This window comes from Micromonospora sp. LZ34 (assembly GCF_052981855.1).
This window is the reverse complement of the sequence record NZ_JBRIQN010000043.1, coordinates 14379-26833: the sequence shown is the minus strand read 5'-3', so window position 1 is coordinate 26833 and position 12455 is coordinate 14379. Positions and strand designations below refer to the sequence as shown.

Annotated in this window: 8 protein-coding genes; 6 read left to right on the top strand and 2 right to left on the bottom strand. The window is 69.7% G+C overall.

The genetic code is table 11. From position 1 onward, the window contains the following. Positions 1-107: 107 nt before the first annotated feature. From ACVCAH_RS30300 to ACVCAH_RS30285, 4 genes are all read left to right on the top strand, one after another. Positions 108-1358, top strand: a complete 1251-nt coding sequence (locus ACVCAH_RS30300; protein WP_447139652.1) for an IS110 family transposase — start codon at positions 108-110, stop codon at positions 1356-1358. 116 nt (positions 1359-1474) lie between these two features. Next, positions 1475-1987, top strand: a complete 513-nt coding sequence (locus ACVCAH_RS30295) for a hypothetical protein (RefSeq protein ID WP_447139651.1) — start codon at positions 1475-1477, stop codon at positions 1985-1987. A 124-nt stretch (positions 1988-2111) separates the two neighbouring features. Further along, positions 2112-2486, top strand: a complete 375-nt coding sequence (locus ACVCAH_RS30290; protein ID WP_447139650.1) for a hypothetical protein — start codon at positions 2112-2114, stop codon at positions 2484-2486. A gap of 129 nt (positions 2487-2615) precedes the next feature. After that, complete coding sequence (locus ACVCAH_RS30285; protein ID WP_447139649.1) at positions 2616-3254, top strand: class I SAM-dependent methyltransferase; 639 nt, start codon at positions 2616-2618, stop codon at positions 3252-3254. Positions 3255-3513: 259 nt separating this feature from the next. Here ACVCAH_RS30285 and ACVCAH_RS30280 read toward each other — a convergent pair whose 3' ends face one another. Then, a complete protein-coding gene (locus ACVCAH_RS30280; RefSeq protein WP_447139648.1) occupies positions 3514-4167 on the bottom strand; it encodes a TetR/AcrR family transcriptional regulator in 654 nt (217 codons plus the stop codon). Between ACVCAH_RS30280 and ACVCAH_RS30275 the strand changes: the two genes are divergently transcribed. Then, the gene (locus tag ACVCAH_RS30275) at positions 4111-5394 is read left to right on the top strand and encodes an FAD-dependent oxidoreductase (protein ID WP_447139647.1); all 1284 of its coding nucleotides are present in this window, start codon (positions 4111-4113) and stop codon (positions 5392-5394) included. The two genes, ACVCAH_RS30280 and ACVCAH_RS30275, sit on opposite strands and share 57 nt — an antisense overlap. 980 nt (positions 5395-6374) lie before the next feature. Further along, entirely contained in the window at positions 6375-8519 is a 2145-nt protein-coding gene (gene helR, locus ACVCAH_RS30270; protein WP_447139674.1) for an RNA polymerase recycling motor ATPase HelR, read from the top strand. Between the two features lie 66 nt (positions 8520-8585). On the opposite strand, the gene ACVCAH_RS30265 is transcribed toward helR, so the two are convergent. Then, entirely contained in the window at positions 8586-12428 is a 3843-nt protein-coding gene (locus ACVCAH_RS30265) for a carboxypeptidase regulatory-like domain-containing protein (RefSeq protein ID WP_447139646.1), read from the bottom strand. Positions 12429-12455: the final 27 nt, after the last annotated feature.

Here is a 12455-nt window from a genome sequence, read left to right as displayed (position 1 = left end):
ACCCCGGGTTGCTGCTACGAGCGCGGATGTCAGTTTCTTGATGTTGATCGCGGGCTCCGCGGGCGACGCGCTGGTGTGGTCGACGGGGTGTCGCCGGGAGGGGCGTCATGGAGATCGTCTACGAGCGGGTCGCGGGCATTGATGTCCACAAGAAACAGATCACCGTGGCGGTACGCACTCCGGGCCAGCGGCCGGGTCAGCGCCGCACCCAGGTGCGCCGCTACGCCACGTTCTACGCAGCGCTGCGGGAGATGACCGCCTGGCTGGTCAACGAGGGCGTCACCCACGTGGCGATGGAATCCACGGGCGTGTATTGGATGCCCGTCTTCCACGCCCTGGCCGAACCGGACAGCCTGGAGATCGTGTTGTGCAACGCCCAGCACGTCAAGAACGTCCCGGGCCGCAAGACCGATGTCAAAGACTCCCAGTGGCTGGCCCAGCTGATGGAAGTGGGGCTGCTGCGGGGCAGCTTCGTCCCGCCGGCGGAGATCGCCGCTATCCGCCAGTTGTGCCGATACCGGCGCACCCTGGTGGAGGAGCGCATCCGGGAAGGCCAACGGCTGCGCAAGGTGCTCGAAGACGCCGGGATCAAGCTCGATTCAGTGGCCTCCGATGTGCTCGGCGTGTCGTCCCGGTCGATGATCAGAGCACTGATCGATGGTGAGCGTGACCCTGCGGTCCTTGCCGACCTGGCCCAGCGGACCCTGCGCCGCAAGATCCCGGACCTGACTCTGGCCCTGGCCGGTCGCTTCGCGGCCCATCACGGGGTGTTATGCGAGCTGCACCTGGACCACATCGACCATCTCGACGCGATGATCGACCGGTTGGATGCCCGCATCGCAGCGGCGACCGCCCCTTTCGCTGACGCCTGCCAACGGTTGATGAGCATCCCCGGCGTCGGCGAGCACGCCGCCCGGGCGATCATCGGTGAGATCGGTACGGACATGTCGCGGTTCCCGACCCCGGCGCACCTGGCCTCCTGGGCCGGACTGTGTCCGGGCAACCACGAATCCGCCGGCAAGAGCCGCAGCGGCAAGACTCGCCACGGCAACGCCCACCTGTGCACCATCCTGGTCGAGGCGGCCTGGGCCACCGACCACACCCACAGCCGACTCGGCGCCCGACTGCGAAGGATGAAAAGGCGGATGGGTAAGAAGTCCGGACCCAAAGCGGCGGTCGCCGTCGCCCACACCATCCTGACCATCGTCTGGCACCTGCTGACCCACGGCGGCACCTACCAGGATCTCGGCGCCGACTATTACACCCGCCGCGAGGAAGACCCCGAAGCCCTCGCCGCCAAAATCAAGCGCAAGATCGAAACTCTCGGGTACACCGTCGAACTCAACCCCGCGGCATAACCACCCGACCGGCGGAGACGACCTTCATCGGAGCTTCGCCCCGATGCTGCCGCCGATCAGTCAAGCCCAGTTTCATGTCAGTGCGCTTCCTGGCGACCTGACGCGATAATCCATCAGTGAACTACGAAGACCGCACGGACTTGCTGCCGCCGGATGCTGTCCTGGGTCCCGATGTGCTCGAACGTCTTCGGTCTGACGATTCAGACCCGGTGGGTTGTCTCAACGAGGTTGGTGAACCGCAGGTCACCGAGGCGGTTCCCCGTGCGGCGATCGCCGCCTTCATCGCCTCGGAGGCTGCAGACGGGGCACCGGAGCCAGCCCTTCATGCCGAGCGAGATGCAGCGGAGTGTGGCTACGCGTTCGGCCAATTGCTCCTTGGTTCCTTCCCTAGCGATCGACTGACCAGCGACGGGGTCTTATCCGACCTCAACCGGATGTACCTGTTCGCCCTCGTTGATCTCGTCGACGAGGCCACACCCTCGTTCAGCACCCAACTGTCGGCCTACCTCGCCCAACGCGCCCGACAATTCCCCGAGGCCGAGGCCCTCGGAGGTGCGCTCGAGGAAGCGACGTCCTTGGCCTGGTGTATGGGATTCGGTACTGCGGTGGTCTTGGCCGACCGTCGGTAGGGATACCTGCTGCCGAAGCACTCACATCGGCAGAAGCGGATGTCCCGCACGTTCTGAGCTGTCAACGCGCGACCAGCGGCAGAAGAGTGGCTTCACGAGCGGGTAGCCGATACCGTTCCGCCACATGGATGACCACTGGCGCGAGCCGGACTGTCAGGCGCCGTTGACCGGTGTGCAGGCTGCTGACGTCGTTCGGAGACGAATCGGCCACGGAAGGCTAGAAACGTGGTTCGAGCACGACCGAGGACGACTGCTCGCTGTCGTTAGCAACGGCACCCGCGCCCTGGTCATGCTGCTGGATGAACCGGGCGACCCCGGTGAGCACGCCATCGACCCGACCGGGACCGGCCAACAGGACGGGTTCGTCCTCAGCAACGGGCAGCACGACTCATACAGCGACCGAGACACTGTTCCGCTTGGGCAAGCGCTCGCGACCGTGGAACACATCGTCGATCACGGTCACCCGCCGGCCAGCGTCGGCTGGCAGGTCGACCGGTAGCTACCAGCGGTTCGATCGATCGGCGGCAGATCCGTGCACGCGATCAGGAGCTGGGGACGAAGTTACGCAGATCGATCATGGTGTCGGCCAGACCGACGCCGCTGGCGAGTCGGGGCTATCGTGCAGCGCATGCGCGTTCCCGGTTGGCTCGACGACACCCGGACCTCCTACGACACGGTGGCGGTCAGCTACGCCGACCTGCTGCGCGACGCCCTCGCCCGCGAACCGTTCCAGCGGGGCGTCCTCGCGCTCTTCGCCGAACTGGTCCGCGCCCAGGGGAACGGGCCGGTCGCCGACGTCGGCTGCGGCCCCGGCCGGATCACAGCCCACCTGCACAGCATCGGCCTGGACGCGTTCGGCATCGACCTGTCACCCGCGATGATCGACGTGGCCCGGCGGGACCATCCCGGCCTACGCTTCGAGGTCGGCTCCATGACGCGCCTCGAACTGGCCGACGATTGCCTGACCGGCCTGCTCGCCTGGTTCTCCCTGATCCACGTCCCCGACGACGAGGTACCGGCGGTCCTTGCCGAGTTCCACCGGGTGCTGCGGCCCGGCGCGATCATGCTGCTCGGGTTCTACGCCGGCGACGGCAGTCGGCTCAAGACGGAGGGCTACGGCGGACACCCGATGAACGTCTACGTGCACCGCCGCCCAACGGATCGGGTCGCGGCCTGGCTGGACGCCGCCGGCTTCACCGTCGAGGCCGAGATGACGCACCGCCCAGCCCCGAACATCGAGGGCGGGTTCATCTTCGCCCACCGGTGAGATGGGCGGAGGAATCCGCAACCGCGGCCCGAGACGCGCCGGACGCCTACCCTCGCGAACGGACTTGTCCAGTACGGGCCCCGGTGTCAGATGCTCAAGCCGGAGCGTTGTCCCGATATGTTCCAGTGCGCTTCCCAGCACGACCACGCTGGCCGCAGCCGCTCCTCCGTCGCGTGCCGTAACGCCCGACCGGCGGCAGATCCGAGTGTCTGATCGAGGCGTATCGGTGTTCAGCCGGTACTGGCCTGCGAGCAGTAGGTCACGTGCGGGGATGGCTGGTGATGCCGTCCAGGATGGTGATCAGGTTGTGGTGGAAGGTTTCCTCGGCGTTGAGGTGGGCGCCGTCGATGACGAGCCGGGCGATGGTGGGGTAGCGGCCTGTCTCGAGCATGCGTGTCAGGTAGGGCCCGAGTGCGGCCTGCCAAGCGGACACGTCGGTGCCGGTTGAACGGGCGGTGCGTCGCTCGGTGATCTCCCTGCGGAGTGCTCCGACGATGAACGCGTTGAGGGCGCCCACAGCCCGCTGGAGATCGTCGATACCGCGCACGCCGGGGGCCTGGCTGAGCGCCGCCGCGGTCGATTCGCCCACGGCGAGCGCGTGAGGTCCTAAGTGTGGCCTTGCGCCGAGCAGGTCGGCGAACCACTCATGGTCAAGGGCGGCTTCGCGGGTCGCTTGGGCGAGGGCTAGCACCGTGGCGCGCCACTCGGAGTGCTGGCCGGCCTCGGCGATCTGGGCATACACGGCGTCGACCATCAGATCGAGCAGTTCGGATCTGTTGATCACGTAGTCGTAGAGCCGCATCGGACCGACACCGAGCTCTTTGGCGATCTTGCGGACCGATAGCCCGTCGAGGCCGTGTGCGTCGGCGAGCCGGATCGCCGTGGCGGCGATCTTCGCGCGGCTCAGCGGCACCGGTGCCGCCCGCGGCTGAGGCTCGGGCCGTTCCCAGACGGGCAGCGGTGCGCTACCGTACGGCGTATCCATGCGATACAGCGTACGGTAAAGGGGATGATGATGCGAATTGCGATCGCCGGCGGTGGCCTCGGGGGCCTGACGCTGGCCCGAATCCTGCACCGGCACGGCATCGACGCGGTGGTGTACGAACGCGAGGCAAGCCGATCCGCGCGATCACAGGGCGGATCGCTCGACCTGCACCCGGAGTCCGGCCAACGGGCCCTGGCCGATGCGGGCCTCGCCGGCCGATTCCGGTCCGAGGCACGGCCGGAGGGCGAGGAACATCGCATCCTCGACCCGGCCGGACGCACCCTCGTGCACCACAAGCCACAACCCGGCTCATTTTCCGGACGCCCCGAGATCGACCGCAGCGCACTGCGTGATCTTCTGCTCGACTCGCTCCCCGGCGACGTGGTGGCCTGGCAGCACCGGCTCGTCGCGGCGACGCCACGACCCGACGGAGGCTTCGGGCTGACGTTCGATGGCGGCCACAGCGCCGACTGCGACGTCCTCATCGGCGCGGACGGCGCACGTTCGGTCGTCCGGTCGCTGCTGACCGACGCGACACTGTCCTCCGTGGCCACCTTGGTCGAGCTCAGCATCAGCGACGTCGACCGGCGCCACCCGGATCTCGCCGAGCTGGTCGGCCCCGGAAACTTCTGGTGCATCGGCGTGAACCAGATCCTGGCAGCGCAACGCCTCGGCGACGGCAGCATCCGAGTCGGGATCTCCCTACTCGCGGACGATCGCCACCTAGACACCTACCGCAGCAAGCGCGCTCTGCTGGACATGTTCGATGGCTGGGACCCCAGCCTCACCGCACTCATCGAAGCCGGCGACAGCCCGCCGACGCCACGCAGGATCGAGGCGATGCCCACCGGTACACGCTGGGCCCACCAGCCGGGCATCACCCTCATCGGTGACGCCGCGCACCTCATGCCGCCGGTCGGCGAGGGCGCCAACCAAGCCATGCTCGACGCCGCCGAACTCGCCGCCGAACTCGCCACCAACCCCGCCGACCCCGACTCGGCGATCCAGGCGTACGAAAAGGCGATGTTCACCAGAACCCACCCGATCGCCGAAATGTCCGCACGAGTCCAGGCGATGATGCTGTCCCCCACCGCAGCCGACGACATCATCCGCTTCTTCACCCCACGGCCCACCGAGCCGGCACCCGCAGATTGACAACACGCGACGCAGCCGGCCTCGCCCTGGTAGACGCTCCTGCCCCTGGAAGATCGGATGTCCGCTCATCGGCAGTCGAGGGCACCCGAGGCGTTTCCCGTACCCCTGGTTGACCCGTACCGACCAGCAGCCGGCCGACCCTTCTACGGATTCGGTGCTGGCATCGCCGGCGTGCTCCGTGTCGTGCATTTATCTGGTGAGTTCCGCCCAGCGCTCGTGCGACGCGGCGACGAGATCCATGAATGGCGGCACTCTTGACGACTTTCGAGCGGAGCCCGCTGAAGAGGGTGAGGAACTCTCGTTTTGCGGCGCACCGCCGCTTGCGGAGAGGTTGTCCGTCCAGCGGACGATCAAGGGAAGGGGAAGGAACCACTCCCTTCCATTTTCAACATATACCGCATCGGGGGGCTTGCCGCAAGACCCCGGTCGTGCCGCAGAATGGCCGGCCGAGGCCAAACCGGTGAAACGGGGGGTAGCGAAAATGCGCGTGTTGTTGTCGACGATCGGGCCGCGCGGGAGCGCGGTTTCATGGATGGCCTTCACCGACAGGAAGGGGCTACCCAAGCTCGATCGGGTGGGGATGGCGACGTAGCACACGCGGTGGAGCGGGCCTGCGCAGGCCGCCCGCCAGGCTGCCGCGCCCGGACCGGTTGGGCGACGTGCCGGTCGTGGTCATGCTGCCGTCACCGCATCACCCGCCGCACCCACTGCCGGGCCGGACGTTCCCGCCGGACGTGACCGACAACCGGGTGCTGTCGGACCTGGACGCGTAGAGCTACCACGCGCTGTTCTGCGCGGGGCTCGGCACCCGCCAGGCGTCGATCGGCCTGCCGCCGATGCGCAACGTCCGCGTCCTGGGCGGCACGACGACGCGTACGGCAGGTCGTCGCGGCCGTGACGGGCGCCGCGTTCCGATCCGTGCCGCCGCACTCGTCTCCCATCGCAAGCGACCTCACATCGGAGCTGATGACGTGAACACCCTGCCTACCACCGTTTTCGACCTTCCCGACCACCTCTCCCCCAAGGCCGACCCGACGCTGATCGCCCGCGACGAGCAACACTTCGCGGTCATCGCGGAGAGCCTCGAGCAGTCGATCGCCGACCTGTCCGACCGCCTCGATGCCGCGCGCAAGGCGCCCGGCGGCAAGGGCCGGCGGGCGGTGGACCGGGACCAGGAGATCCACCGGCTGACCGCTCGCCTCCGGGGGCTGCGTCGCTTCGGCCTGGACCTGTGCCTCGGACGCATGGTCACCGCGGACAACTCCGAGCCGGTGTATGTCGGACGATTCGGCCTCAGGGACAGCGCGGGTCGTCAGCTGTTGCTCGACTGGCGCTCCCCGGCGGCTGAGCCGTTCTTCGGGGCGACCCACGCCAACCCGATGGGTCTGGCAAGCCGCCGCAGGTACCGCTGGACCCGCGGCCGGATCACCGACTACTGGGACGAGATATTCACCTCGGACGGGTTGGAAGGGCACGCCGCGCTCGACGACCAGTCCGCCTTCATCGCCAGCTTGAGCGGCAGCCGGTCCAACCGGATGCGAGACGTGCTCAGCACCATCCAGGCCGACCAGGACGCCATCATCCGCGCGGGATCGAGCGGCGCGCTCGTCGTCGACGGCGGTCCGGGTACGGGGAAGACCGTCGTCGCTCTGCACCGCACCGCCTACCTTCTCTACGCCGACCCTCGCCTCGGTCACCGCCGGGGCGGCGTGCTGTTCGTCGGTCCGCACCAGCCCTACCTCGCCTACGTCGCCGACGTCCTGCCCAGCCTCGGCGAGGAGGACGTGCAGACCTGCACCCTGCGGGACCTCGTGCCCGAGGGCGCGGCGGCAACCATGGAAACCGACCCGGACGTGGCGCGCCTGAAGTCGTCCGCGGACCTGGTGAAGGCGATCGAGGCGGCCGTCAGGTTCTACGAGGAACCGCCGGCCAAGGGGATGACGGTCACGATCGGCGAATCCACCATCTGGCTGAGCGCCGACGACTGGGCCGAGGCGTTCGAGGCGCCGGGACCCGGTACCCCGCACAACGAGGCGCGGGACGAGATCTGGGAAGAGCTGCTGACGATCCTGATGGAGAAGTACGACGGCGACGAGCCGGACGATTTGGTCCGCAGGTCGCTGCTACAGAACAGGGAACTGCTCACAACCGTCAACCGCGCCTGGCCGCTGCTCGAAGCGACCGACGTCGTCGGAGACCTGTGGTCGGTACCCGCCTACCTGCGAAAGTGCGCTCCCTGGCTCAGCCCTGATGACGTTCAGAAGTTGCAGCGCGCACACGCCCAGGCTTGGACGGTGTCCGACCTGCCCCTTCTGGACGCGGCACGGCAGCGGCTCGGCGACCCGGAGGCGTCACGGCGCAACCGCCAGCACGACGCCGCTGTCGCCGTCGAACGAGAGCGCAGGGCCACGGTCATCGACGAGCTGATTGAGGCTCATGCCTATGACGACGGTGAAGGTGTGCTGTCGAGCCTGCGCCAACTGGATCTGCAGGATGCCCTGGTCAACGAGGCCGCACTGCCCGGCGTCGACCCGGACCGGCTCGCCGGCCCGTTCGCGCACATCGTCGTGGACGAGGCGCAGGAACTGACCGACGCGGAGTGGCAGATGCTGCTGCTCCGCTGCCCGTCCCGCAGCTTCACCATCGTCGGGGACCGCGCCCAGGCCAGGCACGGGTTCACGGAGTCGTGGCAGGAACGGCTCGAGCGGATCGGGCTCGACCGGATCAACCTCGCCACCCTGAGCATCAACTACCGGACGCCGAAAGAGGTCATGGCGGAAGCCGAACCGGTCATCCGGGCCGTGCTCCCGGACGCCAACGTGCCGACCTCCATCCGCAGCAGCGACCTCCCCGTCGTACACGGATCTGCCGCCGACCTGAGCTCGATCCTCGACACCTGGCTCGCCGCGCACGCCGACGGGATCGCCTGCGTCATCGGCGATCCCACATTCCAGGCGACGTCCCGCGTCCGGTCGCTGACCCCGGAGCTGGCGAAGGGGCTCGAGTTCGACCTGGTCGTCCTCGTCGACCCCGAGGCGTTCGGCGAGGGCATCGAAGGAGCGGTCGACCGCTATGTCGCGATGACCCGGGCGACCCAGCAACTCGTCATCCTCACGAGCTGCTGACAGGTGGCCGGCGCCGACCGGCGGTGGATGCGGGGCGGTCTTCACCCCGCATCCACCTCGCCGGCGTCAGCCGATCGGCGTCACCGTCACGTCGCGGCGCACCGTGCCGTACGGCGCGTCGAGCCGTAGCTGCGCGGTGCCGGGGAAGTGACCGGCGGCGTTGACCGCCAGGTCCCACACGCCCAGGGGCACCCGCAGCGTGAAGGTGCCGGTGGCGTCGGTGACGGCCTCCTCCTCGACCTCCCCCAGCCGCAGGAACTCCACCGTCGCCCCGGTCAGCGGTGCGCCGGTCGTGGCGTTGGTGACGACGCCGGTGACGGTGCCGGGCGGCAGGAACCGCACCGACTGTCCGGAGCGCAGCCGCTCGTCGTGGTAGCTGTACTCCTGCGCGTACCAGGAGTCGGCGTCCTCGATGCCGACGGTCGCGCCGTCGCCACGGGCGGTGTCGGGCAGGGACCGGTGCTGCACGTCGATCCGGCCGTTCTCGTGCACCACCGCGTCGACGCTGATCCGCTCGCCGTCGAGCAACATGTCCTGCCAGGTGACCATGAAGCGCCGGTTCGGCGCGGTGCCGCCGGTGCCGTGGGCCACCCGGGACGACGCGTCCATGGCCAGGCTGTCCCAGAAGGCGTACACCGCGGCGTCCGGGCCGGACGTGCTGGGCAGAGGGCTGTTGGAGCCGCTCTGGTAGTCCGACGGCTCGAACGCCAGGTAGCCGTAGCGGGACACGTACGCCGTGCGGTACGGCTGTCCGTACAGCCGGAACTCGAACGGCATCGTGACCGCCGTTGGCGGCCCGTACTCGCTGGTCGCCACCGTGGTGGTGGCGAAGCTCGGCTCCACCCCGCCCAGCAGGCACTGGTAGCCGAACCCGTCGGCGCCGTCCATGACGCCCATCGGGGCGATCACCGTGATGTCGTTGACCGCGTCGCCGCCGATGATCGTCGGCAGGTAGAGCCGCCCGTCCCGCTGGCAGCCGGTGACGCTGGCGTAGACGTACGTGGCCACGTCGGACTCGGGGACCTTGGTGAACCGGTACGCCCCGTCCGCTCCGGTGGTCATCCGCACCGTCGGCAGCTCGCTGTGCGCGAGCCACACCTCAGCTCCTTGCACCGGTTGGCCGAGCGAGTCCCGGATGACGCCGCTCACCGTGCGTTCGTTGAGCGACAGCCGTACGTCGTGGCGCAGCCGCTCGCCGCTGGCGTCCAGCACGACGGTGGACCGGTGGATTCCGAAGGTGACCAGCGAGACGTCCACGGTGTACGTGCCCAGCGGCAGGTGCAGCACGTACGTGCCGTCGGCCGCGGCGGTGGTGGTCACCGCGGGCGTGTCCCCGGTGGCCGCCGAGATCAGTGCGTTGGCGGCCGGTGACCCGTCGGGCTTGGTGACGGTGCCGTACAGGGACCCGGCCGCCCGGAACGCGAGCGCGCTGTGCGGGCGCAACGCCGCCACGTCGCGGGAGTACTCCAGCCCGACGGTGCCGGTCTGGTTCTCCACGCCCACGCTCGCGCCCGCGCCGCGGGCCACGGCTCCGGAGGTCAGGTCACCGTAGTGCACGGTGACCGCGCCGGTTTCCGACAGTTCGACGGCGAAGGTGACCCGCTGCGTCTCGTCCTCGTAGAACGTCACGTTGCGCCACTCGACGACGAACCGCCGGTCCGGCGCGGCGCCGTAGCTGGCGGTGCGCACCGTGGCCTGGGTGTCGACGACCAGGTCGTCCCAGAACGCGAAGACCGCCGCGTTCGGTGTGGACGGGTTGGGCACCTCGCGGTTGATGGAGTTGTCCGCGGCCCGGTCGAAGCTGAGGAACCCGTTGGTGGCCACCCACATGGTGGTGTGGTTGCGGCCGTAGAACGGCATCGGGAAGGGCAGGTTCACCTGCGCTGATTCGTCGTCGCCGGTGAGCGCCAGCGCGGTGGTGCCCGCCGGGAACGGCGCCGTGGTGCCGTTGCACTGGTAGCCGGAGTTGTCCACCTGGGCCGGCGGGTACAGGTCGACCGTCTCCGGCCCGTCCACCGTCACCTGCCGGCTGCCCGCGCTGAGGCAGCGGCCCGTCCCGAAGGTGAGGGTGTACCCGCCGACCGGCACGTTGTCGATGCGGTACGCCCCGTCTGGCCCGGTGACGACCGCAGGCAGCGGCGTGGCCAGCAACTTCACCGAGATGCCGGGGGCGCCCACGCCGCCCGGGTCGCGGACCACGCCGGTGACGCTGTGCCGGGCCAGCGCGACGAGGGTCAGGTCGACGGTCGCGGTGCTGTCGGCGGTCACGGTGGCCGAGGTGGCATCGTCGCTGAACCCGAACGCCTTGACCGTCAGGGTGTAGGTGCCGGGCGGGACGGTGACGGTGTAGCGGCCGGTGGCGTCGGTGGTGGCCACCCGCTCGGTGCGGTTGGGCCCGTTGAGCCGCACCGACGCCCCGGTGACCGGTCCGTCGGGCCCGCGGGCGACGCCGGTCAGCGTGCCGCGGGGGCCGCGGGGCGCGGCGGCGACCGCGGCGTGCACGTCGAGGCGGCCCTTGCCCCAGACCGGGTTGTCGGCCGCGATGCCGCCGCACTGCGCGTCGGCGACCCCGCCCGCGCCGCCGTCGAGCAGGGCCCGGGTCGCGGGGATGTCGCCGATCAGCTCGGGGGCCGCTGACCACAGCAGCGCGACCGCCCCGGAGACGTGCGGCGCCGCCATCGAGGTGCCGTTGTACGCCTCGTAGCGCCCGCCGGGCACCGAGGAGACCACGGCGACGCCGGGCGCGGCGATGTCGGGCTTGATCTCCGCGGCGGCCGTGCCGCGACTGGAGAAGTCGGCGATGGCGCCGTCGGCGTCGAACGCGGCCACCGCGTACGCCTGGGTGTAGTCGGCGGGCGAGCCGACGGTGTCGCAGTCGGGGCCGCTGTTGCCCGCGGAGAAGACCGGCATGATGCCGACCTCGATCCATCGGCTGACCACCTGGCTGTAGAACGGGTCGCTGACCGGCGAACCCCACGAGTTGTTGACGATGTGCGGGGCGAGGTCCGGGCGGAAGGTGAAGTTCTCGTCGAACGGTGCCATCACCCATTCGCCGGCGAGCAGCAGGGCCAGCTCGGTGCAGCCGCTGCCGACGCAGCCGCGGGCGGCCACCCAGCGCGCGCCGGGCGCGACGCCGATCTGGGTGCCGTCGCCGTCGTCGCCGACCATGGTGCCCATAGTGTGCGTGCCGTGGCCGTTGGTGTCGCAGGGCGCGGTGAGGCACTGGCCGTAGGGGTCGTACCAGTTGAACCGGTGGTCGAACACTCCGTCGCCGACGTTGCCGCGGTACTGGCGGACCAGCGCGGGGTGGTTGAACTGCACCCCGCTGTCGATGCTGGCGACCACGATGCCCTCGCCGCGTACGCCGTACTGCGACCACACCTGCGGGGCCTGGATGCGGTCGATGTTCCACTCGATCGTCGCGGCCGCCGCGGCCTGCTGCGCCGGGGTCGGCTTCGGCAGCTGGAAGGTGCGCATGGTGCGCACGGTGCGCACCTCGGGTCGGCGGGCCAGTTCGGCGGCGAGCTTCGCGTCGGCGTCCTCGACGTGGACCGCGTTGACGATCCAGAACGGGTGGTGGTCCACCCTGCGCTGGGTGAGCAGGTGCCGGATGCCGCGCTGGCTGCGTTCGGCGAGCGCGGACAGGGTCCGCTGCCCGTAGGCGGTGCGTTGGGCGTGGGTGCGCAGGTCGCGCGCCGGGCGCAGGTCGGCGCGCTCGACCAGCTCGACGATCAGGTCGGCGGTGCGCCCGCCGGCCAGCGCCTGGCGCGCCGCGGGCTGGAGCTTGTCGGCCGCGGCAGCGGCCGCGGAAGCGGGAGCGGAGAGCAGTGCCGACGCCAGCACGACGGCCACCGCGGCGGCGAGCCGCCGCACGGTCCGGGACCGCGGGGCGGGAAGGGATGGATGCATGGAGGTCCTCGTCTGGGCGTGCGGCGG

Bases quoted from the DNA above. Each gene is read 5' to 3' on its own strand.
- ACVCAH_RS30300 (WP_447139652.1), top strand. From the start codon at position 108: ATGGAGATCGTCTACGAGCGGGTCGCGGGCATTGATGTCCACAAGAAA.
- ACVCAH_RS30290 (WP_447139650.1), top strand. From the start codon at position 2,112: ATGGATGACCACTGGCGCGAGCCGGACTGTCAGGCGCCGTTGACCGGT.
- ACVCAH_RS30285 (WP_447139649.1), top strand. From the start codon at position 2,616: ATGCGCGTTCCCGGTTGGCTCGACGACACCCGGACCTCCTACGACACG.
- ACVCAH_RS30265 (WP_447139646.1), bottom strand. From the start codon at position 12,428: ATGCATCCATCCCTTCCCGCCCCGCGGTCCCGGACCGTGCGGCGGCTC.